Source organism: Facklamia lactis, assembly GCF_015863205.1.
Taxonomy (GTDB): domain Bacteria; phylum Bacillota; class Bacilli; order Lactobacillales; family Aerococcaceae; genus Facklamia; species Facklamia lactis.
Genome location: NZ_JACBXQ010000002.1, coordinates 395,982 through 421,864, shown reverse-complemented (window position 1 = coordinate 421,864; position 25,883 = coordinate 395,982). Strand labels below are relative to the sequence as shown.

Below are 25,883 nucleotides of genomic sequence, written 5' to 3'. Positions count from 1 at the left end.
TATTTTAAGTGGAAATTCGATGATTTATTGAAAAACTGGGTGTGGGTATGGGGGAACTGGTCGAAAAATAATGATGGAAAAGATTTTATTTTATTAATTTAACATTTAATCGTTTTAGCGAATATCTATAATAATAGTCCATTAAAAGAGATTTATTTTATTAAGTAGTACTATCTTTAGTTGTGATGTATAATTTATTTATGTTCAGTTAAGGAGGGGGCTTTTTGTATTATATTAGTCAAGAAACAATGACGAATTGCAATAATTATTGCGACAATTTTTTATTTACTCAATCAATGAAGTTTCGTGCATGAATTTTTCTAAAGGTGTTTGATAATTCAGACATTTTCTTGGTCGATTATTCATTAGCCATAAAGCCGTGAATAATTCAGTTTCACTCACTTTAGCTAAATCAGTTTTCTTCGGAAAGAATTCGCGCATTAAGCCATTCGAATTTTCGTTTGTCCCTCTTTGCCAAGCGCTGTAAGCATCCGCAAAGTAGAAATCAATGCCTGATGCCTCTACATCTGGGTAACAAGCGAATTCTTTCCCGCGATCAGAAGTAAATGATTTTAAGGCGTGATCAGGCAGATTACTTGTTAACTGCTCAATTGCATTGTACATAGCGTCTTTAGTGCGGTTGGGTATCAGAAAAGCAAGGTATAAACGACTAATAACATAGTTTAAAAACAGATGTTAACCATAGCGTCATGACAGTTGCATAAATAACTAGATGGATACTTATAAAATTATCATTTAAATTAATCTTAATTCGTCTTGTACCAATGCTTTTTCTATTCGAATTAAACGTATCTATAATCATATTTTCTAATTCTAAATCATCATCTTTTTGGCTTTGAGTATTTCTTTTTATTGATTCTTAATAAGTGCTTCTTAGTATTTTCAGGACTTTACACATTGCTTATACCGAATATTGATGTGCATACTTTTGAATGATTTCTATGAGGATAACTAGGCAAGACTAGACGAAGTAGTATCTGAAGAAAGAATAATAGGAATTGAGAATGCTGCTACAGCTCTTTACGAAGATGAAGTTGATGAAGAGAGAATCTGCAAAATAAAAGTGTATCAAAATCGGGTACACAGGGCATTTCAGAATGTGTTGTAAGGAGACTAAAACCTTGCAAAACATTTATTTTTATAAGTGTTCATATGGCGAGAAACTTGGTGTTTTAAGTAACAATAAGCTCCAAAACGAAATTGAACAAAACACAACTTTTTTAACAAAGCCTACAATAAGCGGTTTATAGCACTTTACTAAACGATAAGAAATACCTTTTGATGGTTTGAATAGGGAGAAATTTAACCTGTTAATTGTTCGTGATCGAGTTCGTGACGGTCAATGATCAACGATGCGGTTGGTCGGAGATATCACTTTTTAGTGAATAAATCCGGATTGAATAAAGATAGTACACTGACTTAATAAGTTATTTATTTCAATTGAAATAAGGAAACATCCGTATAGATTATATTCAAACATTAGCGAACGCTTTAACGTTTGAATGTTTATAAATTAAACATTAAGTGTAGAGCTTTCTAAAGAAATGTTGTATAGTGAGTTTATAAACGAGGAGGACGGGTATGAATAAATATCAAAGACATGAAGCAATCATTCGATGGGTGAATGAACAAGGAACTGTCAGGGTTTCAGAGATTGTGTCTCGCTATAATGTGTCAGATATGACAGTGAGAAGAGATTTAGAAGAGTTAGATGATCAGGGGCTATTAAAGAAAATCCATGGTGGGGCTCGTAGTAATAGTGCGTTTCAATATAAGGAAATCGCGCATGAAGATAAATTTGATAAGAATACGGACCAGAAACGATATATAGCTCAAAGAGCCTCTGAATTAATTGATGAAGGGGATGTAATCTTTATTGGGCCAGGAACGACCACGGCTTTGTTAGCAGAGGTGATTAATTACCAAGCCCTGTCGGTTGTAACAAACTGCCTTCCCATCTTTAATATTCTATTAAAGAAAAAGTCCGAGACATTCCATGTCTATCTACTCGGTGGTGAGATGAGAAGTGTCACACAGTCGTTTGTAGGTGAGATTACGAATATGTCTTTGGAGAATATGCGGTTCGGGAAGATTTTTTTGGGTGGTAATGGTGTTAAAGATGGGATTGTCATGACGTCATCTGTCGCAGAAGCCTACACTCAAAAGATGGCATTAGAGCACTCGGTAGAGAGTTATTTGTTATTGGATTCGTCAAAGGTTGGGAAAGAGGATTTCTCTAAATTATGTCACTTATCTGACCTAACAGCGGTAGTTATGGAAGAATCTAATGAGGATAAAAAACAAGCAATTCAAGTATACACAGAATTAATTGTTTAACTAAACACACAATACTAAAGTAAACTCCTTCTAAACTCAAGTAAGTTGAGTTTAGAAGGAGTTTTTTGCATACCAATAAAAAAGTTTTATGACAATAAAGTTGATTAACTCAATATTTCAAACAATAATAAACACTATTTAAACAATAAACGTTTAAATAGTGTTGACTTTTTTAAACATTTGTGATATATTATATGCATAGTAAATCAGAAAGCGTTTTCTACTATCGAACGGAAAAAGGCAAAGCAAAATTAGCAGACATAAAGGAGCAATAAGATGAAAGTTATATTGGGTGCGGATAGAGACGGTAAACAGTTAAAAGAGATTGTGAAGGCCCATCTATTAGATGAGAACTTTGATGTTATCGACGTCAGTGAAGAATTAACAGCTGACTTTGTAGATACTACTTTAGCTGTTGCGAAGAAAGTGAACGAAGAAGAGGGACGCTTAGGAATTGTCATTGATGGGTATGGCGCAGGGAGTTTCATGGTTGCGACTAAGATTAAGGGGATGGTTGCAGCTGAAGTCTCTGATGAACGATCTGCTTATATGACGCGTGAACATAATAATTCAAGAATGATTACCATAGGAGCCAATATTGTAGGACCTGAATTAGCAAAGAATATTGCTACTGAATTTTTATCTGCAGACTATGATGGTGGACGCCATCAAGTGCGTGTAGATATGTTGAACAAGATGTGTTAATTGAATTAACTGGAGGAGAAAAAATGAAAATTGCTATTGGATGCGACCATATTGTGACTTATGAAAAGATTGCTGTAGTTGATTATTTGAAGAAACAAGGCTATGAGGTCCTTGACTTTGGAACATATGACAATGTCAGAACACACTATCCAATCTACGGGAAAAAGGTGGGAGAGGCTGTGGCGAGAGGCCAAGCAGACCTAGGGATTTGTATCTGTGGTACTGGTGTAGGAATTAATAACGCAGTAAATAAGGTAGCAGGTATCCGTTCAGCTTTAGTTCGTGATATGTCAACAGCTATCTATGCAAAAGAAGAATTGAATGCGAATGTAATTGGTTTCGGTGGCAAGATTACAGGTGAATTACTCATGTGTGATATTATTGATGCTTTTATTGCAGCTGAATATAAAGAAACAGACGAAAACAAAGAATTAATTGCCAAGATTAACCAATTAGATCATGCAGAAGTAGATCAAACAGACCCAGATTTCTTTAAAGAATTTCTTGAAAAATGGGACCGTGGCGAATACAAAGATTAGATGAAGAGGTGACCTTATGTCAATCTTAACTGTCACAATGAATCCATCCGTGGATATCGCTTATCAATTACCAACATTCAAATTAGATGATGTGAATCGAGTGAGTAATGTGAATAAGTCTGCAGGTGGTAAAGGCTTGAATGTAACCAGAGTCTTAAAAGAAATAGACGAGGATCTTACAGCAACTGGATTAGTAGGAGGAGACCTTGGGAATTATATTAAGTCTCAATTAGACCAAGGAGCTATTCATCATGACTTTTACCAGATTAAGGGAAATACAAGAAACTGCATTGCTATCTTGCATGAAGGACTGCAGACAGAGATTCTTGAATCAGGTCCGACCATCTCAGATGTAGAGGGAGAAGCCTTTAAAAATCATTTTGAAAGCTTACTTAAGGATGCTGAAGTTGTGTCAATATCGGGTAGCACCCCTTCAGGCCTAGCAACAGATTACTATGTTGAACTCATTATGATTGCTAATGCTAAGGAAGTCCCAGTAGTATTAGACACCTCCGGAGAAAGTTTAAGACAAGTTCTATTATCTGGACATAAACCAAAAGTCATTAAGCCTAATGTGGATGAATTATCACAATTACTAGGCAGAGAATTAGATAAAGATTTAAATCTATTAAAAGAAGCACTGCAAGACAGCTTATTCAATGGTGTGGAGTGGGTCATTGTCTCACTCGGTTCTGAAGGTGCTTTTGCTAAACATAATGATTTGTATTACAAAGTAGACATTCCAACCATTGATATCGTGAATCCGGTTGGATCAGGTGATTCGACTGTAGCAGGAATCGTATCGGGAATCACTCGTAATTATGACGATGTGACATTGCTGAAACATGCGAACGTCTTAGGAATGTTAAATGCTCAAGAAGAAATAACAGGCCATGTTAATTTGAATCATTATGAGGCCTTATTCAATAAAATTCAAGTTAGAGGAGTATAAAAATGACTAAACTAGATTACCTAAACAAATTGACTGATGATAAGGGCGTTATCTCAGCGCTAGCCTTTGACCAACGTGGTGCTCTAAAGAGAATGATGAGTAAGTATCAAAGTGAGGAGCCAACCGTTGAACAGATTGAACGATTAAAAGAAATTGTATCAGAAGAACTTACACCGTATGCGTCATCAATTCTACTTGATCCAGAATACGGTCTACCAGCTGCGAAAGTACGTGATGATAATGCTGGATTATTACTAGCCTATGAAAAGACTGGATATGACGCTACGACGACCGATCGTTTACCAGATTGCTTAGTAGAATGGTCAGTAAAACGCATTAAAGAACAAGGAGCAGATGCTGTTAAGTTCCTACTTTATTATGATGTGGATGGTAGTGAGTTTGTTAATCTTCAAAAACAAGCCTACATGGAAAGAATTGGTTCAGAATGTGCGGCAGAGGATATTCCATTCTTCCTTGAAATTCTTACATACGATGAAAATATTGAAGATAACGGAAGTCTTGAATTCGCAAAATTAAAAGCGCATAAAGTGAATGGTGCGATGAAAGTATTCTCTCAAGATCGCTTTGGAGTTGATGTGCTTAAAGTGGAAGTGCCAGTGAATATGAATTATGTAGAAGGATTTGCGAGCGGAGAAGTATTACATACTCAAGAAGAGGCCAAAGCAGCTTTTAAAGAACAAGATGCGTCAACAGACCTACCTTATATCTATCTAAGTGCAGGTGTAAGCGCTAAATTATTCCAAGATACTTTAGAATTCGCTTATGAAGCCGGTGCGAGATTCAATGGTGTATTATGTGGACGTGCAACATGGGCAGGATCTGTTCAAGTCTTTATTGAACAAGGGGAAGAAGCGGCTCGTGAATGGTTACAGACAGAAGGAAGAAAGAATATAGAAGACCTGAATGAAGTCCTTAATCGTACTGCAGTAGCCTGCGACTTTGGGTTATAATAAAGGTATTCTGGAAAAAGGAGGAACTAACATGAACAAAGATGAAGTGGGAATGATTGGCTTCGAAATTGTTGCCTATGCAGGAGAAGCACGATCTAAACTATTAGATGCTTTGAACAAAGCAAAAGATGGCGACTTTGACGAAGCTGAGAGACTTGTGGCAGAAGCTGAAGAAGTGATAGTTGGTGCACATAATGCTCAGACTGATCTCCTTGCTAAAGAAGCATCTGGCGAAGAGATTGAATACAGTGTCATTATGATGCATGGTCAAGACCATCTGATGACGACCATACTACTTAAAGATCTAATTAATCACTTAATTGGATTCTATAAGAAAGGCTAGGGTAAAGCTATGAATACATTAATTGCTCAAATTGAAAAAGCCAAACCTTTCTTCGAGAAAATTTCTCGTAATATCTATATTCGTGCTATCCGTGATGGTTTTATCGCGGGTATGCCAGTCATTCTATTCTCTAGTATATTTATTCTACTAGCCTATGTGCCAAACGCATGGGGATTCCACTGGAGTCCTGAAGTAGAGAATTTCTTAATGGTCCCTTATAACTATTCTATGGGAATCTTAGCTTTCTTTGTATCAGGGACGACAGCAAAGTCATTGACCGATTCTATGAATCGAGACATGGAAGCAACTAATCAGATAAACTATATCTCAACTATGCTAGCAACGATGGTAGGCTTCTTATTGATGGCAGCCGATCCTGCCCAAGAAGGTGGATTCTTAACGGAATTCATGGGGACGAAGGGGCTAATCACAGCCTTTATCGCTGCATTCGTGACGGTCAATGTCTATAAAGTATGTGTGAAGAATAATGTGACGATTCCAATGCCAGAAGAAGTCCCACCTAATATATCTCAAGTGTTTAAAGACTTAATTCCTTTTACTGTCTCAGTGGTTATCCTTTATGCGGTTTCGTTATTTGTAAGAAGCACACTGGGCGTAAATGTTGCTGAATCTATTGGTACCTTACTTGCGCCTTTATTCCAAGCAGCAGATGGTTACTTGGGGATTACCATTATCTTTGGTGCGTATGCATTCTTCTGGTTTATTGGGATTCATGGTCCTTCAATTGTTGAGCCAGCTATTGCAGCTATTACCTATGCCAACATTGATGTGAACTTACAATTACTACAAGCAGGTGAACATGCGGATAAAATCTTAACATCTGGAACTCAGATGTTCATTGTCACAATGGGGGGTACTGGTGCAACGCTTGTTGTTCCATTCATGTTTATGTGGATGACTAAGTCTAAGCGTAACAAAGCCATTGGACGCGCGTCTGTTATACCCACATTCTTTGGGGTGAATGAACCTCTCTTGTTCGGGGCACCCATCGTCTTGAATCCTGTATTCTTTGTGCCATTTATCTTTGCACCGATTGCCAATGTTTGGATCTTTAAATTCTTTATCGATGCCTTAGGAATGAATAGCTTTACAACGAATCTTCCTTGGACAACACCAGCACCGCTTGGTATCTTGTTAGGAACGAACTTCCAATTCTTATCCTTTGTCCTGGTTGCCGTCTTAATCATCGTGGATGTCTTAATCTACTACCCGTTCTTGAAAGTCTATGACCGTCAGATTCTAGCGGAAGAAGAGTCAGGAGTATCATCGTCTGATGAATTAAAAGCCAAAGTTGAACAGAGCTTTGATACACGTAAAGCTACAGCGATTCTTGAGAAGAGTCAGGTTGAAGAGACTACAACAGTGAAAGCTGAGCCTTCAACAGCTGTTAAAGCGACAGAATCAACTAATGTACTGGTACTATGTGCAGGTGGTGGAACGAGTGGACTTTTAGCCAATGCCTTGAACAAGGCTGCTAAAGAATATGATAGACCTATTAAGGCTACAGCTGGAAGCTATGGAGCACACCGCGAGATACTTCCTCAATATCAATTTGTTATTCTAGCACCACAAGTAGCTTCTAATTATGAGGATATGAAAGCAGAGACGGATAAGTTAGGCATCAAGCTGGCTAAGACAGCCGGAGCGGAATATATAGCATTGACGCGTGATGGTGAAGGTGCTTTAGCATTTGTTGAAGAGAATTTACAATAAGGAATCGAGGCTAATTAATGAAAACATTACCAAAGAACTTTATTTTCGGAGGGGCAACTGCGGCTTATCAAGCAGAAGGAGCCACCAAGACGGATGGCAAAGGGCCTGTTGCTTGGGATAAGTATCTGGAGGATAATTACTGGTATACTGCGGAACCTGCAAGTGATTTCTACCACAAGTATCCCGTTGATCTTCAGCTTGCGGAAGAGTTTGGTGTGAATGGTATTCGAATCTCTATCGCTTGGTCACGAATCTTTCCAACGGGTTATGGAGAAGTGAATGCAAAAGGGGTTGAATATTACCACAATCTATTCAATGAATGTCATAAACGACATGTGGAGCCTTTTGTAACACTCCATCACTTTGATACACCGGAAGCACTTCATTCTAAAGGTGACTTTTTGAACAGAGAAAACATCGATCACTTTGTCGATTATGCAGAATTTTGCTTTAAAGAATTCACTCAAGTAAAGTACTGGACTACTTTTAATGAAATCGGACCTATTGGGGATGGGCAATATCTGGTTGGTAAATTCCCGCCAGGTATCAAGTATGATCTAGCTAAAGTCTTCCAATCACATCATAATATGATGGTTGCCCATGCAAAAGCGGTCAAATTATATAAAGAAGCGGACTATAGCGGTGAGATAGGTGTAGTGCATGCCTTGCCAACTAAGTATCCTCTAGACCCAGAGAACCCTGAAGATGTACGTGCGGCGGAGTTAGAGGATATCATCCATAATAAATTCATCCTGGATGCGACTTATCTTGGAGAGTATTCTGAGAAAACTATGGATGGTGTGAATCACATACTTGAAGTGAACGGTGGACAGTTAGACCTAAGAGATGAAGACTTTGAAGCTTTAAAAGCTGCCAAAGATATGAATGACTTCCTTGGAATTAATTATTACATGAGTGATTGGATGAAAGCCTTTGAAGGTGAGACAGAGATTACACACAACTCTAAAGGAGATAAAGGTGGATCTAAATATCAGATTAAAGGTGTCGGCCAGCGAGAATTTGATGTTGATGTCCCTCGTACTGATTGGGATTGGATGATTTATCCTCAGGGCTTATATGATCAGATTATGCGCGTTAAAAAAGATTATCCGAATTACAAGAAAATCTATATCACTGAGAATGGATTAGGCTATAAGGATGATTTTGTTGATGGAACTGTCTATGATGATGCACGAATTGACTATGTGAAACAACATTTAGAAGCCATTTCAGATGCGATACGAGACGGCGCTGTGGTTGAAGGATACTTCATCTGGTCTCTCATGGATGTTTTCTCTTGGTCTAATGGCTATGAAAAACGCTATGGACTATTCTACGTAGATTTTGAGACGCAAGAACGCTATCCTAAGAAGAGTGCCTATTGGTACAAAGAACTTGCAGCAACTCAAGAAATTAAATAATGACTTAAAAGGGAGACGCGGGTCTTCCTTTTTAATTTGTCGACTAAGTTAGAAAGTTAATTTCATGTATGATATGTCTTATTAAATTATGGTAATATTGAAGCTGCTTAATATAGATGCTACAATATAAAAGCGAACATAAGTTCTTTGGAAAAGAGGTGCTTTCTTGCTATCATTTAAACAGCTAATTAAGAAAGAGTATAAAGATGAAATTAAAGAATGGTTGGAAATCTATATTCCAAATCATTTAATTGAATTAACGGACTTGCATTATCCGAATGAAAATGTTGGCCATATTGAATTATTAGATTTCGATATTATTAAATTATTTATCAATGATATAGGTCCTTATTTATTAGATATAACTATCCAAATAAAGCAGGAGTGGCGGATTTCGGTACATGAAGAATCTGGTTCTTATGGGTTTACTGAGCGTCCGTGGGCTAATTTGCAGGCTCAATTCAGAATCGAGGAAGACTTTCATGAAATGGGAGCTCTTAGCTATGGTAAATATTCAAACACAGTAAATCATGAATATCCCCTTGATGATCAACTAGTTCCTATCATACATAAAAAACAAAATGATGAAATAGCCTCTGAAATTCTTGAAATAGTTTATCCAGAAGTGTTTGAAACTGGCGAAGCTATTAATCCCTTAGCTTTTGCCCATCGCATCAAATTAGATGTGAAAGAATTAGTTCTAAGTGAAGATTGTAGTATTCATGGTCAGGTTTATTTTCGCGATTCTGCTGTTAAATCCGTAGCAATTGAAGATTATCCCGAAGAATTGGTTATTATCGAAAAAGGAACCGTAGTAATTGATCCTCGTCTAAAAGAGAATAAAGGTACCGGGGCATATAATAATACAATCATTCATGAATGTATTCATTGGATACTTCATTATAAAGCAGCTATGTTTGGCGAATTAGTTCACTCCAATATGCAAATAGACGAAGGAATTTCCTCAACAACTAATTTTCAATTACAAAGAGAAAATACTTTTATGGAAATACATGCCCGTAGTTTAGCTCCATGTATACTATTACCAAAGGAAATTTGCATAGATAAAGTCGAGGAATATCAAATAGAACACCAAAATTTTTCTGATATGTTAGGCAACATAGACGGATTTGAGTACTTAAAGGAAAAAAGTGACATTGAAGGTAAGGTCGCTCAGATTAACTGGGCAATATCTCAGATTGCTCAAAACTTTAATGTGTCTATAGTTACGGCAAAGATAAGACTTATTGATCTAGGTTATGAAGAAGCTATGGGAGTACTAAATTATGTAGATGGAAAATATGTTGAAAATTATGCATTTTCTCGAGGAAGTTTAAAACGTAATCAGACATTTTCTTTAAAATATGATGATTTTATTGACCTCCTTGATAGGTCAGAAGAATTAAGGCGTAAACTATCTGGAGAAAACTATGTTTATGTAGAATCACATGTAATTAAAAACGATAGTAAATATCTTTATGAGACGGTTAATGGTGAAATTAATCTGACCGATTATGCCAGATATCATATGGATGAATGTTGTCTTCCATTTAACGTGAAATTAATGTCAACAACCAAATCCCAGCTTCATTTTCTTTATTTAGGGGTTTTATATCATAGCCAACGGTCAAGATTACAATTTAGTTTAGCCTATCCAGAAGATGTGGATGATAAAACAAGCTTCTTGAGAGAAGAACAAAATAATCTGTACGAACTGTTAAAAAACATACCAAATAATTTACCTGAGGCAATTAGTTATATTATCAATTTATATGATTATACAGTAGAGGAAGTCGCGGAATTATGTGATTTAAGTGACCGAAAATTAAGACAATTGAAAAATCAAGATGATATAGAGCATTCTCTTGATGTTATTATGCAATTCTGTCTAGGTATGGGTTTACCTCCTCATATTAGTTTTAAAATACTGAAATTAGCTGGGTACGAGTTAAGGTCTACTCCTCGAGACGTAATGTATCAAACTTTATTATTTAGTCACGCCAATTTAGGCTTACATGCATGTAATAAAATATTATATGCACAAAATTTTAATGTTTTAGGTAGAACAGATAAACATTATTTTGAAGATGCGGAATGAAGCCTGCCGCTTGAAATGCTAATATACTTAAAGTTGTTAAAAAAACTGCTTTAATCCACGGAATAAAAACCGTAGATTGAAGCAGTTTTTTTGTTTAAATCGGCACGATTAATGCCGGGTCATAATGTGAGCTTCCTGTGATAATGGAAATAGAAATAGATAATTTATTTCATATTAAATATCATACTGCCTGATATGCATTAAGGGCAAGAGGATACAAAATCTACTCAAGATCTAAGTTTGATACTTAGGTTTTGAGTAGATAAAAGTACCCTTACCTTAATGCGCTCATTTTATGGCAGGAGTAGGTCTGTGTACTTTGTTGGTCACAGGCCTCTTTGCTGTCCTCTTTGCTCTTGATGCTCTCTAGGCAAGAGGGAGCAAAACAGTGAAACAGTATAAACCGTTAATAGTGAAATATATAGGTAAGAGTGGCAAAGAAATTGAGTTGATGATTGAGGACTTCCCAGATGACCAGGAATTAATCATTGCAATGACTGATTCGAATTATCAGGCTGATTGGAAAACAGAACTTCTAGATTTTTATTATGAGGAAAAGCTGAATGATAGGAAACAATCTAGAAGTGACCGGCATAGGTCTTATGAAGATATAAGTCGTGAGGATTATAAAAATCGTAAATTACAAAAAAGAGTTATTGAATCGAATGTTGATGTGGAGTCCCAGGTATTAAGCAAGGTATGGATGAATGAGTTATCGAGTATCTTATCTGACCGGCAGATATATTTGATACAAAGATGCCTAATTGATGGGGAAAGTTATTCCAGCATCGCGCGAGAAGAAGGTAAAGATGAATCCGCAATTCGTAAAGCAGTCAACCGAGCAAAAACTAAATTAAAAAAATATATCCAAGCCCGTCCGAATTAGGTCCCCCTGGTGGCTAATAATGAAGGGGAAAAAATCAAAAGCCCTTCGAAAGGAGGAACCTGGATGAAACAAACTCTAACCATTAGAACCAGGCCAAAGCGTCAGCAAGAAATGGTTCGTATAAGAAAAGCTCGGCTTAGTCAGCGTTTATATCAAAAATTGTTTGGAATAGAACAGCAAATAACGATATTAGTACCCGGCGATGAAATCGCATCAGTCGAAATTAAAGAGGAGGAAATCTTAGATGAGTCAGATGAAACAGTTACAAGCCATCAACGATAAAATTAAATCGTTTTACGAAGATTGGGAACACTTTTACCAAGCATTTGTTAGTGAGGATCCTAACCAGATGACATTAGATGAGTATGCTATTCCCGATGAACAAGAAACAGTACAGCCAATCAGTTTTGAGGCTATACAAAAACAGTTAGCAAAGAAAGCACAAGAAGGGTTCTCAGATGAAATTCGGTCTCTTATTAAAAAAATGGGGTCCAATAAGTTAAGCGACTTAGATCCATCTACTTATTACATCCTATGGCATGAAGCGGAGGCATTAAGTCATGACGAATAAGAACCATGCTCTCTTATCGGCTTCTAGTGCCCATAAGTGGTTAGAACACCCACCCATTTCAAGACTCGAACAAATTGCTGTCGAAGAAATGGGGGTGGATGACTCCAATGTATATGCCGAAGAAGGAACCGCTGCCCATGAACTAGCTGAATTTAAATTGAAAAAGTCATTAGGTATTGAAAATAATCGTCCGGCCTCTGTTTATCACTCTGATGAAATGGAAGCCTACACTGATGATTACGTCAGTTTTATTCATGAACAAATGTCTGAATTAGAAAGTCCGCTTGTTTTAATTGAACAAAGAGTTGATTTTTCAACTTATGTTCCAGAAGGATTCGGAACCGCAGACTGTATTCTCGCATCGGGGGCAACCCTTAAAGTTGTAGATTTTAAATATGGGAAGACCTATGTTCCGGTTGAGGACAACCCACAAATGAAACTATACGCACTCGGAGCTATCTCGTTACTGGATATGATTTATGATATTGAAACAATTCATCTTTCAATCTATCAACCTCGTATCGGAAATATCGCGACATGGGTCATTGATTTAGATGCGCTCCTGGAATGGGCAAACGGCGAATTGAAAGAGAAAGCGGAACTTGCTTATCAAGGTGAAGGTGAATTGAATCCTGGCGAGTGGTTAAAGCATACCAAGATTAGAGCAGTGTCTAAAGACAGAGCGAATCACCATCTTGAACTTAAAAAGTATGAATTAAAAGAAGCGCATTTGCTGTCAGATGAGGAGATTGAATCCATACTGCCTCAATTAGACGATCTGGTGAGATGGGCGGAGGATGTGAAAGCCTATGCTTACCAACAAGCGATCGAACATAACAAAGAATGGTCTGGGTTTAAATTGGTAGAAGGCCGAACCACTCGAAAATATATGGATGTAGCTTTAGTGGAACAACGCGCAAATGATGAAGGTATTCAAGATATTCATGAAGTGAAACTAAAGGCTCTTACTAAGTTAGAGAAGCAAATTGGTAACAAGACATTTAATGAAATATTTGGTGATTTGATAACGCGCTCATCAGGCAAACCACAGTTAGTCCTGGATAGTGATGGACGTCCAGCCATTGTCAGACACGATGTTAAAGAAGATTTTAAATAGAAAAGGAGAAAAAATTATGTCAAATATGAATCCAACGAAAGTCGTTACAGGTGAAGTGAGATTAAGCTATGCAAACGTCTGGGAACCACGTGCTGCCATGAATGGCGGAAAAGAAAAATATTCTGCATCATTAATTATTCCAAAGTCAGATACGAAAACTATTGAGGCTATCGAACGAGCTATTGATGCCGCGATTGAACAAGGAATAGGAAAGTTTGGTGGCAAGAAACCCAATAAAGCAGCTTTAAAATTACCATTACGGGACGGAAATATTGAGAAAGAAGATGCAGCCTACCAAGATGCCTTCTTTGTCAATGCTAATGCTGTACGTGCGCCACAAATTGTTGATGAATATGTGAATCCAATCCTGGATCGTTCAGAAGTTTACTCTGGCGTTTATGCACGAGTATCCATCAATTTTTATGCTTACAACGTGAATGGGAATCGAGGAGTAGCCTGCGGTCTAGGAAATATCCAGAAAATTCGTGACGGAGAACCGCTAGGTGGTGGATCCTCTGCGAGTTCAGATTTTAAAACACTTTCTGATGTAACTGATGATTTCTTGGCTTAGGGGGGATAGTGATGGGAGAATTAATTGTTTGGATTATTATTGTCGTAATTTGGTTAAACATTATTTTGGACCTTGGAACTGACCTTTTAATCTCAGTCCTTAGACGCTGGAATCAATATAAACAAGAAGTAAAGAGGATGAAAAATGAGGACAATCAGTATTGATATAGAAACTTTCTCATCAGTTAATTTATCCAAAGCCGGTGTGTATAAATACGCGGAGAGTAGGGACTTTGAAGTCCTCCTCTTTGCTTATTCAATTGACAACGGACCTATTCAAGTGATTGATGTGGCTCAAGGGGAGGAGATACCAGTGACTGTATTAGAAGCATTAGAAGACAACACTATTGAAAAATGGGCGTTTAATGCTAACTTTGAACGAATTTGTTTGAGTCGACATCTAGGGTATCCCACCGGACAATACCTCAATCCAGGTGGTTGGTATTGTTCTTTGGTGTGGTCGGCTTCGCTAGGTTTGCCTCTATCATTAGAGAAAGTTGGCGAGGTGCTAGGACTAGAGCGTAAAAAGATGCAGGAAGGTAAGCGGCTGATTCGATACTTTTGCACACCTTGTAAACCCACGAAAGCGAATGAATACCGAACAAGGAATTTCCCTGGGCATTCCCTACAAGATTGGAAATCTTTCAAAGAATATAACCTAAGAGATGTTGAAGTAGAATTAGCAATTCAAGAACGTCTCTCTAAATTTCCTGTCTCCAGTGAAGAATGGAACTACTATCACCAAGACCAGAAAATTAATGATTTAGGGATTGAGGTGGAAATGGATTTGGTAGAAGGGGCAATTTATTGCGGCAGACAAACCAGAGAGCATCATCTTCAAGAAGCTAAAGATATAACTGGTTTAGAAAACCCTAATTCACCGCTTCAATTAAAAGAGTGGCTCAATCAACAAGGGTGTTCCATCGCATCTATGGCGAAAAAAGCAGTGGAAGAAGCTTTAGAAACATCAAAGGGAAAGAACAAGCAAGTGCTCGAACTTCGGCGAGAACTTTCGAAGTCGAGTGTGAAGAAATATGATGCGATGTTATCAGTGACGGGAATGGATTCCAGAGCACGAGGGCTTATCCAGTTTTATGGAGCCAATCGAACCGGGCGTTACGCAGGTAGGTTGGTTCAAGTACAGAACCTGCCTCGTAACCACCTAAGTAATCTAGAGGAAGCTCGTAATTTAGTAAAAAAGAAAGATAACAAAAGTTTGGAACTATTATTTGGTTCAGTGTCTAATACCTTATCTGAGTTGATCCGAACAGCTTTTATTCCCAAGAAGGGTCATCGATTTATCGTAGATGACTTTTCTTCCATTGAAGCACGAATCTTAGCATGGTTATCCAAGGAACAATGGCGACAAGAAGCTTTTAAAGCAGGGAAGGATATTTATTGTGAGTCTGCTTCCCAGATGTTTGGTGTTCCCGTTGAAAAGCATGGAGTGAATAGCTATCTCCGTCAAAAAGGGAAAATTGCTGAACTCGCTCTCGGTTATGGGGGTTCTGTCGGCGCACTTAAAGCCATGGGAGCCATTGAGATGGGGATAGAGGAAGGAGACCTAAAACCACTCGTAGATGCTTGGCGTCATGCAAGTCCTAATATTGTAGACTTCTGGTGGTCAGTGGATCGCTGTACGAAAGAAACAGTGAAGGGACGAATGCTCACTGAAACGCATGGACTTCGTTTTACCTATGAATCAGGAATTTTATTTATTGAGTTGCCCTCCGGACGTCGGTTAGCTTACTGCAAGCCTCGCATCGGAACAAATCGTTTTGGAGGAGAATCAGTTATTTATGCGGGAATAGGAACCGGAAATAACTGGCAAGAAATTGAATCCTATGGAGCTAAGTTTGTCGAGAATATCGTACAAGGCATTGCACGAGATATTTTAGCTGAATCCATGTATCGACTAAAAGATTATCTCATCGTAATGCACGTCCATGATGAAATTGTCTTGGAAGTTCCAGAAGACCAATCTAGTGTTGAAGAAATATCAACCATCATGAGTAAACAGCCAGAATGGGCTCAAGGTTTAGAACTTGGAGCCGATGGTTTTGAATGTCACTTTTATCAAAAAGATTAACAGGAGGGAAAAGATGGATTTATATTGTTCAGACACGATTGGAAATCATCGAGCTACCATATTTCCACATCAAGTCAGTGTCGATTCAAAAGAAAAATTAGAACAAGCAGCAGCGTATGATCACGTTGCTGCTGACTATGAAAATAACTATCGTTCGGTAGGGAATTTTAAGGTGTCAAATGTTGTTGTACTAGATTTAGATAATGATCACTCTGATAACTCAGAGGATTGGATTGAGATGAGTGACTTTACTACCTACTTCCAAGATGTGACGTGTTATTTAGTAGCGAGTCGAAACCATCAAAAGAGTAAAGGCAGCTTATCAGCTCGACCTCGCTTTCATGTGTATTTTCCGATTGAGGAAGTTTATGATGCGCAAGATTATAAACAGTTAAAAGAATCAATTGTCGATTACTTTCCCTACTTTGATCGCAATGCTTTAGATAGCGCGCGTATGATATTTGGGGTGGCCAATCCTGAAATAGTCCACTGCGCCGGCAATCAAAAGGTCTGCAGCTTTATCCGTCAAGTGTCTTCATTTGAGACATGGAATCATGAACAGTCTTTAATACCAGAAGGGTCTCGGAATAGTACGATGAGCCATTATGCTGGACGACTTTTAATTCGCTTAGGAAATACCAAGGAAGCACGAGAGCAGTTTAATCAAAAAGCATTAGATTGTTCGCCACCTTTATCTGAAGAAGAATTGAATAAGATTTGGCAGTCTGCTTTGAATTTTGGAGAGCGCGTGTCTCAGGATCCTAATTACATTCCGCCGGACCAATTTAATGTGACCTATCAATATAAACCCACTGACTATTCAGATGTGGGTCAAGCTTCTGTATTGGCAGAACACTTTTCTCATCAGCTTTGCTATTCTCCTTCAACGGACTTTCTAGTGTATAACGGGAGTTATTGGGACGAGTCAAAGTCTCAAGCTGTTGGGGTTGTAAAAGAATTGACGAATAAACAACTTGAAGAAGCAGGAAATAAAATTAATGAATACAGACAGCTTCTGGAAAATAATGGGGGAATGCAATTACTTGCTTCCATGAGTAAGAAAAAAGCCCAAGAAGCCATGACGAAAGAGCAAGCTGTTATCATGCGAAATCTCGAAGAAGCTTTAGCGTATGAAGATTTTGTGCTCAAACGACGTGATAATCGATACATTCAATCCGCATTAAATGTGGTACGTCATCTGGTCGAAATTGAACAAGGTGAATTAGACCAAGGTGAATTTTTACTTAATACGCCTTCTTACACAATTGAATTAAAAACAGGAGAGATGTTCGCGCATCGGCCAGAAGACCTCATTACCAAACAAACCTTAGTGGACGTATCGGACAAAGGAAAGGAACATTGGTTGGATGCTTTAAATACTTTTTTCCAAGAGGATCAAGAATTGATTGATTATGTTCAGAAAATTGTCGGACTTGCTGCGATAGGAAAGGTATACGTGGAAGCCCTTATCATTGCCTATGGAGATGGCCGCAACGGGAAGTCTACCTTTTGGAATGTGATTGCCAAAGTCCTAGGTAGCTATTCTGGGAATCTATCGGCGGATTCATTGACGATGAAGCAACAAGGTAATGTGAAATACGAACTGGCAGAAGCAAAAGGAAAACGCCTCTTAATCTCTGCCGAACTTCAAGAAGGGATGCGACTCAACACGTCTGTCGTCAAAAAGTTATGCTCCACTGATGAGATTTTCGCGGAGAAAAAGTTTAAGGATCCCTTTTCTTATACGCCGAGTCATACATTGGTCCTTTACACCAATCACCTTCCAAAAGTAGGCGCCTTGGATGAAGGAACATGGCGACGATTAATTGTTATTCCCTTTGAGGCAAAGATTGAAGGAAACAGTGATATTAAAAACTACGCGGATTTTCTTTATCAAGAAGCCGGCGAAGCTATCTTAGCTTGGGTAGTTGAAGGGGCACAGAAGGTCATTGCTGAAGATTATAAAATTTCGCAGCCTCAAAAGGTAAAAGATGCGGTTGCTTTTTATAAGGAAACGAATGACTGGTTCCATCATTTCATAATGGATTGCTGTGATGTTAAAGAAGGGCTCATAGAAAAATCAGGAAGAGTCTACGAGGAATATAGAGCCTATTGTCACCGTTCTGGAGAATTCCCTAGAAGCACGACTGATTTTTATACAGCTCTTGCCTCAGCGGGATTTGAACGGAAGAAGACCAATCGTGGTACTTTCATCCATGGATTGAAATTACAAAGTGAATTTTTATAAAGCTTGATACAAAGGGAAAGTGACACCCAGTGACGGCTATTTCTATACCTATTTTATATAGAGCAAAAATTAAAATTATATATAAATAAGAATAGATACAGCCATCACTCACCGTCACTTTATTGATTTATCAAACTATTGAGGGGGTAACATGAGAGAGAAGGAAATTGAACAGCAATTAATTAGAGCAGTCAGATGTCTTGGAGGATGGTGTTTAAAGTGGACGAGTCCAAGTTTAACTGGGATTCCTGACCGAATAGTATTGCTTCCAGGAGGCAAGCTGGCTTTTGTTGAAGTGAAAGCACCCGGTCATAAACCACGTAAACTTCAACAGAAACGGATTAACCAACTTCAATCCTTAGATTTTAAATGCTTTGTATTAGATAGCAGAGAAGATATATCAAGAATACTTGAGGAGGTGATTCGTGATGGAGTTTAAACCACATGGTTATCAACAACAGATGATTGAATACATTGATACTCATCCTGTCGCGGCTCTGTTTTTAGATATGGGACTTGGAAAGACAGTCATTACTTTGACAGCAATTAAGAATTTGATGTACGACTCTTTTGAAGTAAAGAAAGTCTTGGTGATAGCTCCGTTGAGGGTAGCAAGAGATACTTGGCCCAATGAAATAGAAAAGTGGAACCATCTACAGGATCTTCGTTATTCTGTCGTAGTTGGTAATCAAATAGAAAGACAGTCAGCCCTTAAACAAGAGGTCGAAATATATATCATTAATCGTGAGAATGTCACATGGTTGATCGAAAAGAGTGGTTATCAATTTGATTTTGATATGGTCATCATTGATGAACTCTCTAGTTTTAAGTCACATGCCGCAAAACGTTTTAAATCATTGCTAAAAGTTAGACCTTTTATCGAACGAATTGTCGGATTAACTGGGACGCCATCGAGTAATGGTTTAATGGATTTATGGGCACAATTTCGAATCTTAGATAAGGGAGAGCGTCTTGGACGGTTTATCACTCACTACCGCCAGCGTTACTTTGAACCCGATCAACGGAATGGCATGGTCATTTATTCTTATAAACCTAAGCCTGAAGCAGAAGAAGCAATCTACAATCAAATTGAAGACATTACAGTTTCCATGAAGGCAGAGGACTATTTAGATATGCCAGACTTTATAACCAATGAAGTAGTTGTTAGGCTATCAGATAAGGAACGCAAAGTTTATGACGAGATGCGAAAAGAAATGATTGTGGAAGTAAAAGACAAAGAAATTGATGCGATTAATGCCGCCAGTCTTTCCAATAAGTTACTCCAAATGGCCAGTGGATCCGTTTACGATGAGCAAAAAGAGAGTGTCTGGATTCATGACCGTAAGTTAGATGCCCTAGAAGATCTTGTCGAGGCTGCGAATGGAAAACCACTTTTGGTAGTCTATTGGTTCAAACATGACTTAACTCGTATCACCCAACGATTTGATGTGAAGGTATTAAAGACGCAACAAGACTTTCAAGATTGGAATAAAGGATTAATCCCAATCGCTTTGATTCATCCAGCTAGTGCTGGTCATGGTTTAAACTTACAAGCAGGAGGCTCTACTTTAGTTTGGTTTTCATTAACTTGGTCCTTAGAACTTTATCAACAAACGAATGCTCGGCTCTATCGGCAAGGACAAAAGGAGTCAGTTGTAGTCCATCACATTATCACTGAGGATACGATTGATGAGGATGTTATGAAAGCATTAAGGTTAAAAGATAAATTTCAAAATCAATTAATGGAAGCTGTTAAAGCGGAATTGGAGGTAAGTTAGATTGAATGCTAAAGAATATTTACAACAAGCTTTTTACTTAGATCAACGTATTAATTCAAAACTAGAACAAGTCGACCAATTAAGACTTTTAGCGACTAAAGCAACGTCTACTTTATCAGACATGCCAAAGCATCCTCATTCCAAGCAGTCTAGCTTAGAAGAAACCGTTATCAAAATAATGAGCCTCCAAGAAGAAATCAATATCGATATAGATAAGCTAGTGGACTTGAAACGAGATATCATGGTGAGGATAAAGTTAGTAAAAGATTCAGAAGAACAAATGGTACTAGAGAAACGTTATCTATGCTTTCTCCCTTTTGAACAAATTGCTATCGACTTAAATTATAATATCCGCCATATCTATCGGTTACATAATAAAGGATTAGATGATGTGACTAAACAATTTAAATCTTAGCAGTAAATGTCATTGAATGTCAGTTAACTCTTTTGTTAATGTTAAGCTAGGAAAAAAAGATAAGACACGAGCCTATGCAAGCTGAAAACTTGTATGGGCTTTTTCTATGTGGAGGTGAAAGACTGTGCCAAGACAACCTAAGAAACCTTGTTCTTATCCAGGGTGTCCAGAGTTAGTAGATGGGCGGTACTGTGATACACATCAAAAGGAAAGCCATCAAACTTACAATCGATATCAGAGAGACCCTGAAAGTAACAAACGCTATGGAAGACAGTGGCGAAGGATACGACAATTGTATCTGCATCAGAATCCTTTGTGTGAGCAGTGCCAAGCAGAGGGAAGACTGACTGCTGGTCAGGAAGTACATCACATCTTACCGCTGGGACGAGGTGGAACGAATGACTTCTCTAACCTTCAAACATTGTGCAAACCCTGCCACTCCAAGCAATCAATATTAGATGGGGACCGATTTCCAAAGGGAGTTGAGTATAAATATTAGAAATAGGTTTTAGCGACGTCAATATGGTGGAAATATATGAGGGGAGGGGGAGGTTGAATCTCTCTGAAGGTAAGGCGTTCAGCGGGCGGGGACCCTCGCGTAAATTTTTTTGAATTCAAACAGGGTATTACCCCCTTCCTATTTGCCTGACAGTGGGGTTAGTTGAGATGAGGTGAAAGGTGGTTGGCAAAAGATGGTACTAGGCGCGGTGGCGCACGTATTGGAGCAGGACGAAAGAAGAATGCTTTAGTGGACAAGATAAATGATGACCGGTTGAAGGATACTTATGTTCTACCCACACCAGAAGGTTTGGAAGCGACCGATATGCCACCTATTAATGATTATTTAAAACAAGAACAAAAAAACGGTGAAAAGCTTTATGTGGAAGAAATTTATAAGGAGATGTGGCACTGGCTTAAAATGTATGAATGTGAAGCCTTAGTCAATCAACAATTGATTGAACAATATGCGATGACAGTTTCCAGGTGGATTCAGTGTGAGCAAGCTGTTTCAGAATTTGGTTTTCTGGCAAAACACCCGACGACGGGTAATGCCATTGCTTCGCCTTATGTATCGATGTCAAAAGATTACATGAAGCAAATTAATACATTGTGGTATCAGATTTACCAAATTGTCCGAGAGAATGCAAGTGTATCCTATGATGGGCCAATACCTAAAGATGATTTGATGGAAAAACTACTTAGAAAAAAATCTTAATTGGAGGATAGACAATGACAATAATTAAAACAGCAGAGAGTGTTTGTGAGGGGCATCCTGATAAACTCTGTGATCAAATATCGGATGCTATTTTAGATGAAGCACTATCGCTAGATAATCAATCGCGGGTGGCCTGTGAAGTAATGATTACGAAAGGTCATGTATTTATTGCTGGGGAAATAACTTGTAATACAAAAATAGGTATCCGCCAAGTTATTAGACGCGTATTGGAGTCATGTGGGTATGACGCGCGAAAATTAAAAATCCACATGCATATTCAAAAACAAAGTAAAGACATTCAAGATGGTGTTGATATAGCTCTGGAAGTTCGAGAAGGAAGTCAGCATGATCAGCTGGGTGCCGGAGACCAAGGGACAGTCTATGGTTATGCGACGAATGAAACCTATGACCGCTTACCCATGCCGTTATCTTATGCCCATCAATTATGTCAGCGATTAGATTCAGCAAGATGGTTAGGAACGATTGAAGGAATCCACTCAGATGGCAAGTCCCAGGTCAGTGTTGAATACGAAGGTGGGAAGCCGAAAAGGATTGTTGCCATTGTTATTTCGATTCAACATAATGAGGATAAAAATCTCGACCAATTAAAACAAGAAGTTAAATCGCACGTTATTCTACCAGTTGTTCGTCAAGACTTACTGGATGAAGATACATTGATATTAATTAATCCGTCTGGTCGGTTTGTTATTGGAGGGCCTGACGCAGATACCGGACTAACGGGTCGTAAAATTATGGTGGATACATATGGTGGTTTAGGAGCTCATGGTGGAGGTGCCTTTTCAGGAAAAGACCCCACAAAAGTTGACCGGTCAGGTGCTTATATGGCAAGACATATTGCAAGACAAGTGATTGATGAAAGTCTAGCAGAAGAATGTGAAATCGGCATATCCTATGCGATAGGCAAAGCACAGCCAGTTGCCATTTCAGTAAATACGTTTGGAACCGGTAAATTATCGGACGACAAACTTAAAGCAATCATTTTATTATCCTACGATTTAAGTCCGAAGGGAATTATCGACTATTTAAATTTAAGGCATGTTAAATATCAGCGCACAGCTTGTTATGGGCACTTTAATTCGAGTCGGTTTCCCTGGGAGCAAACAGCTCATAAGAAATTAACAAAGGAGGGGATTATCAATGGAGATGAGAAAGTTATCTCTTAAAGAATTAATTCCTGCTGAGTATAATCCGCGAAAAAATTTACAGCCAGGTGATGCAGAATATGAAAAATTGAAACGTTCGTTAGAAACATTCGGTTACGTTGATCCAATTATTTGGAATCAAAGAACGGAGCGGGTAGTTGGTGGGCACCAGCGACTCAAGGTATTAGAAGATTTAGGTTATGAAACGATCGATTGCGTCGTTGTTGACTTAGATGAAGACAAAGAGAAAGTACTCAATGTTGCTTTAAATAAAATTAGTGGTGATTGGGATAAAGATAAACTCGTCATTTTAATATCGGACCTAGAAGCAACAGACTTTGATGTGTCATTAACAGGATTTGACCCGGATGAATTAGATGATTTATTTAAAGATGATTTAAAAGAAGGGATTCAAGATGATGATTTTGATATGGATGAAGTACTTGGTGAGCCCACCATAACGCAGCAAGGAGATATCTGGCAGTTAGGCCGGCACCGCTTAATTTGCGGTGATAGTACCCAAGCCTCCACTTTTGAATCGTTAATGGGGGACCGTCAAGCAAATTTGGTTGTGACAGATCCCCCCTATAATGTGAACTATGAAGGAAAAGCGGGGAAAATTCAAAATGATAACCAAAGCGATGAAGACTTTTATCAGTTTTTATTAGATGTATTTCAACATTCTCATGATGTCCTAGCAGATGATGGATCCATCTATGTCTTCCATGCTGATACGGAAGGACTCAATTTTAGGAAAGCTTTTAAAGAGGCTGGGTTTTACCTATCAGGCACTTGTATCTGGAAAAAACAATCTCTGGTCTTAGGTCGTTCTCCTTATCAATGGCAACACGAACCGATTCTATTTGGATGGAAGAAGAAAGGGAAGCACCTATGGTATACCGGACGAAAAGAGTCCACAATTTGGGAATTTGATAAACCCAAGAAAAATGGCGACCATCCAACGATGAAACCCGTACCTTTAATTGCATATCCAATTCTAAATTCTTCATTAACCAATGGGATTGTACTGGATCCCTTTGGAGGATCGGGGTCAACGCTCATTGCTTGTGAACAAACGGATCGAGTTTGTTATACGATTGAACTAGATGAGAAATACTGCGATGTGATTGTCAAACGGTATATTGAACAAGTTAAAAATAGTACCGACGTCATTCTTTACAGACAAGACAAGAAATTATCATATGATGAAATAAACTAGATGTTTTGTAAGAAATTTGACTCTGTTAAACTAACCGGTAAATTAACTTCGTATTCATAATTTTTACCAAAACAAACGAGAAATATTTTTCCATTAGTTTGTTCGGCTAGCAAAGGAAGATCGTCATTGAAATTATATCTTAGCCATAGCCTTTGGGCGTTAAAAGGTGCTATTGTAATGGGAAATTCATTAATATAAATAGGCTCATGAAAATTCTTATTAACATTTTTCACAGTAAATAATTGTCGAATGTCGTGTACCTCCCCTTTTTTATTATCAATACACAATTTAGAACCTTGGATAACTACTTCCTTACTTGAATTGTTGGTGATAGAAATTTCAACAAATAACATCTTGGGTGTAAGTCTGTAAATACTATTAATGTGAACACTTAGATTAATTTTACTATTTTTATAAGAAATTGACTTATCAATGATTGTAATTATTAAGGTAAATATTGAAACTATTAATGCGACTATATCTCGATTATTGTTTAACCAAGTTAAGATTATTTGGATTGTTTGCACTATTTTATCTCCTTTCATGTAAAACTAATTATAACAGACTCATAAACAGCTAGATATAACAATAATTAACTGGACTTTCACTCCGTTTAGAGTGATATATGTACATGAAGAAAAGGAGGGGAAGTCATGCAAATAATGTATGAGTTAGAAAGTCGTAAACGTAAAGAACTGTGTGAAGTCATAGCAAAAGCAACTGGTGAGGCGATAAAATATCTTGGCACCCCCACATATGCTTATCAAATTGGGGAAATAAAGGTTGAACGAGATGCGACAGTCATTGGTTTAAACGAAAAAGTCCATCAAGCGATTCTGGAAGCCGGATTTAGTGTGATGAATCAAAAAAATGAAACAGGCTTTAGTGTTTCAGTGCCATTAATTGAAGCCGCAGAATTGGTAAAATTAGAAAAGCTATTAACTGCCAAAAGGGTGCTAATTGAAAAAGCCTTAAATGCAAACAGGGTTTGTTTTGAAGTGAAAAGCGATCATTTAGAATTTCCTTGGTTTGATGAACAACCGGATCAAGAAGTCATACAAGCCGCAGTCATATTCATTGAAAAAACCATTCAGTACGTAAAAGAACGGAAATTTATTTCAGCAAAAGAAACGCAAACGGATAATGACAAATATACTTTTAGAACGTTTTTACTGGCAATTGGGATGATAGGACCGGACTACAAAGACGTAAGAAATATCTTACTTAAAGAGTTATCCGGAAATAGTGCTTTTAGATTTCCAAAGGAGGCTCAAAATGGATAAGCGAATTTTAGAAACTATCAAAAAACAATACCCTATTGGCAGTCGGGTTGAATTAGTTCAAATGGATGATGTTCAAGCTCCTCCTTTGGGCACATTAGGAACCGTTGTAGGAGTCGATGATATTGGTTCCATTATGGTTTCTTGGGATAACGGTTCTTCATTAAACGTACTATATCAAAAGGATAAAGTTAAGAATATATATTAACT

27 protein-coding genes and 1 pseudogene are annotated in these 25,883 nt (G+C 37.9%); 26 read left to right on the top strand and 2 right to left on the bottom strand.

The features are described 5' to 3' along the window. Window positions 1-285: 285 nt before the first annotated feature. Window positions 286-672: pseudogene (locus HZY91_RS05045) on the bottom strand (IS30 family transposase); the annotation flags it as partial. 930 nt (window positions 673-1,602) lie between these two features. Here HZY91_RS05045 and HZY91_RS05040 point away from each other — a divergent pair. The 24 genes from HZY91_RS05040 to HZY91_RS04925 all read left to right on the top strand — a co-directional run bounded on the left by HZY91_RS05040 (window position 1,603) and on the right by HZY91_RS04925 (window position 24,393). Next, window positions 1,603-2,358, top strand: coding sequence for a DeoR/GlpR family DNA-binding transcription regulator (locus HZY91_RS05040; RefSeq protein WP_153833502.1), 756 nt, complete (start codon window positions 1,603-1,605; stop codon window positions 2,356-2,358). A 276-nt stretch (window positions 2,359-2,634) separates the two neighbouring features. Beyond that, entirely contained in the window at window positions 2,635-3,063 is a 429-nt protein-coding gene (gene lacA / locus HZY91_RS05035) for a galactose-6-phosphate isomerase subunit LacA (RefSeq protein ID WP_153833503.1), read from the top strand. A 23-nt stretch (window positions 3,064-3,086) separates the two neighbouring features. Next, complete coding sequence (gene lacB, locus HZY91_RS05030; protein ID WP_197115168.1) at window positions 3,087-3,602, top strand: galactose-6-phosphate isomerase subunit LacB; 516 nt, start codon at window positions 3,087-3,089, stop codon at window positions 3,600-3,602. Window positions 3,603-3,618: 16 nt separating this feature from the next. Then, window positions 3,619-4,554, top strand: a complete 936-nt coding sequence (locus tag HZY91_RS05025; RefSeq protein WP_197115167.1) for a tagatose-6-phosphate kinase — start codon at window positions 3,619-3,621, stop codon at window positions 4,552-4,554. Between the two features lie 2 nt (window positions 4,555-4,556). Next, window positions 4,557-5,525, top strand: a complete 969-nt coding sequence (gene lacD / locus HZY91_RS05020) for a tagatose-bisphosphate aldolase (RefSeq protein WP_197115166.1) — start codon at window positions 4,557-4,559, stop codon at window positions 5,523-5,525. A 31-nt stretch (window positions 5,526-5,556) separates the two neighbouring features. Continuing rightward, the gene (locus tag HZY91_RS05015) at window positions 5,557-5,868 is read left to right on the top strand and encodes a PTS lactose/cellobiose transporter subunit IIA (protein ID WP_086950604.1); all 312 of its coding nucleotides are present in this window, start codon (window positions 5,557-5,559) and stop codon (window positions 5,866-5,868) included. 9 nt (window positions 5,869-5,877) lie between these two features. After that, window positions 5,878-7,602, top strand: coding sequence for a lactose-specific PTS transporter subunit EIIC (locus tag HZY91_RS05010; RefSeq protein WP_197115165.1), 1,725 nt, complete (start codon window positions 5,878-5,880; stop codon window positions 7,600-7,602). Window positions 7,603-7,619: 17 nt separating this feature from the next. Continuing rightward, on the top strand, window positions 7,620-9,023 hold the full coding sequence (lacG, locus tag HZY91_RS05005) for a 6-phospho-beta-galactosidase (RefSeq protein ID WP_197115164.1): 1,404 nt from the start codon (window positions 7,620-7,622) through the stop codon (window positions 9,021-9,023). Between the two features lie 166 nt (window positions 9,024-9,189). Further along, window positions 9,190-11,121 (top strand): ImmA/IrrE family metallo-endopeptidase, encoded by a 1,932-nt coding sequence (locus tag HZY91_RS05000; RefSeq protein WP_197115163.1) that lies wholly within the window; start codon window positions 9,190-9,192, stop codon window positions 11,119-11,121. Window positions 11,122-11,509: 388 nt separating this feature from the next. After that, a complete protein-coding gene (locus HZY91_RS04995) occupies window positions 11,510-12,007 on the top strand; it encodes a sigma-70 family RNA polymerase sigma factor (protein WP_197115162.1) in 498 nt (165 codons plus the stop codon). 63 nt (window positions 12,008-12,070) lie between these two features. Continuing rightward, window positions 12,071-12,289 (top strand): hypothetical protein, encoded by a 219-nt coding sequence (locus HZY91_RS04990; RefSeq protein WP_197115161.1) that lies wholly within the window; start codon window positions 12,071-12,073, stop codon window positions 12,287-12,289. Beyond that, a complete protein-coding gene (locus HZY91_RS04985) occupies window positions 12,252-12,578 on the top strand; it encodes a hypothetical protein (RefSeq protein ID WP_197115160.1) in 327 nt (108 codons plus the stop codon). Before HZY91_RS04990 ends, HZY91_RS04985 begins: the two co-directional genes overlap by 38 nt. Beyond that, the gene (locus HZY91_RS04980; RefSeq protein WP_197115159.1) at window positions 12,568-13,695 is read left to right on the top strand and encodes a DUF2800 domain-containing protein; all 1,128 of its coding nucleotides are present in this window, start codon (window positions 12,568-12,570) and stop codon (window positions 13,693-13,695) included. The genes HZY91_RS04985 and HZY91_RS04980 overlap by 11 nt, the downstream gene beginning before the upstream one ends. Before the next feature lie 16 nt (window positions 13,696-13,711). Continuing rightward, entirely contained in the window at window positions 13,712-14,266 is a 555-nt protein-coding gene (locus tag HZY91_RS04975; RefSeq protein ID WP_197115261.1) for a DUF2815 family protein, read from the top strand. An 11-nt stretch (window positions 14,267-14,277) separates the two neighbouring features. Then, window positions 14,278-14,430, top strand: coding sequence for a hypothetical protein (locus HZY91_RS04970; protein WP_197115158.1), 153 nt, complete (start codon window positions 14,278-14,280; stop codon window positions 14,428-14,430). Next, window positions 14,411-16,354: a DNA polymerase gene (locus tag HZY91_RS04965; RefSeq protein WP_197115157.1), complete on the top strand. Its 1,944-nt coding sequence runs from the start codon at window positions 14,411-14,413 to the stop codon at window positions 16,352-16,354. The genes HZY91_RS04970 and HZY91_RS04965 overlap by 20 nt, the downstream gene beginning before the upstream one ends. Before the next feature lie 13 nt (window positions 16,355-16,367). Beyond that, complete coding sequence (locus tag HZY91_RS04960; RefSeq protein WP_197115156.1) at window positions 16,368-18,602, top strand: phage/plasmid primase, P4 family; 2,235 nt, start codon at window positions 16,368-16,370, stop codon at window positions 18,600-18,602. Window positions 18,603-18,753: 151 nt separating this feature from the next. Beyond that, a complete protein-coding gene (locus HZY91_RS04955) occupies window positions 18,754-19,041 on the top strand; it encodes a VRR-NUC domain-containing protein (RefSeq protein ID WP_197115155.1) in 288 nt (95 codons plus the stop codon). After that, complete coding sequence (locus HZY91_RS04950; protein WP_197115154.1) at window positions 19,031-20,380, top strand: DEAD/DEAH box helicase; 1,350 nt, start codon at window positions 19,031-19,033, stop codon at window positions 20,378-20,380. The genes HZY91_RS04955 and HZY91_RS04950 overlap by 11 nt, the downstream gene beginning before the upstream one ends. 1 nt (window position 20,381) lies before the next feature. Continuing rightward, the gene (locus HZY91_RS04945) at window positions 20,382-20,795 is read left to right on the top strand and encodes a hypothetical protein (RefSeq protein WP_197115153.1); all 414 of its coding nucleotides are present in this window, start codon (window positions 20,382-20,384) and stop codon (window positions 20,793-20,795) included. 124 nt (window positions 20,796-20,919) lie between these two features. Further along, window positions 20,920-21,294, top strand: coding sequence for an HNH endonuclease (locus HZY91_RS04940; RefSeq protein WP_197115152.1), 375 nt, complete (start codon window positions 20,920-20,922; stop codon window positions 21,292-21,294). 183 nt (window positions 21,295-21,477) lie between these two features. Beyond that, window positions 21,478-22,011, top strand: a complete 534-nt coding sequence (locus HZY91_RS04935; protein ID WP_197115151.1) for a P27 family phage terminase small subunit — start codon at window positions 21,478-21,480, stop codon at window positions 22,009-22,011. 14 nt (window positions 22,012-22,025) lie between these two features. Continuing rightward, window positions 22,026-23,195, top strand: coding sequence for a methionine adenosyltransferase (metK, locus tag HZY91_RS04930; protein ID WP_197115150.1), 1,170 nt, complete (start codon window positions 22,026-22,028; stop codon window positions 23,193-23,195). Continuing rightward, window positions 23,170-24,393 (top strand): site-specific DNA-methyltransferase, encoded by a 1,224-nt coding sequence (locus tag HZY91_RS04925; RefSeq protein ID WP_197115149.1) that lies wholly within the window; start codon window positions 23,170-23,172, stop codon window positions 24,391-24,393. Before metK ends, HZY91_RS04925 begins: the two co-directional genes overlap by 26 nt. Here the strand turns inward: HZY91_RS04925 and HZY91_RS04920 are convergent. After that, on the bottom strand, window positions 24,390-24,920 hold the full coding sequence (locus HZY91_RS04920; protein ID WP_197115148.1) for a hypothetical protein: 531 nt from the start codon (window positions 24,918-24,920) through the stop codon (window positions 24,390-24,392). The two genes, HZY91_RS04925 and HZY91_RS04920, sit on opposite strands and share 4 nt — an antisense overlap. 126 nt (window positions 24,921-25,046) lie before the next feature. Here HZY91_RS04920 and HZY91_RS04915 point away from each other — a divergent pair, with 126 nt between their 5' ends. Further along, the gene (locus HZY91_RS04915) at window positions 25,047-25,676 is read left to right on the top strand and encodes a hypothetical protein (protein ID WP_197115147.1); all 630 of its coding nucleotides are present in this window, start codon (window positions 25,047-25,049) and stop codon (window positions 25,674-25,676) included. Further along, the gene (locus HZY91_RS04910) at window positions 25,669-25,881 is read left to right on the top strand and encodes a DUF4314 domain-containing protein (RefSeq protein ID WP_197115146.1); all 213 of its coding nucleotides are present in this window, start codon (window positions 25,669-25,671) and stop codon (window positions 25,879-25,881) included. Before HZY91_RS04915 ends, HZY91_RS04910 begins: the two co-directional genes overlap by 8 nt. The last annotated feature ends 2 nt before the right edge of the window (window positions 25,882-25,883 follow it).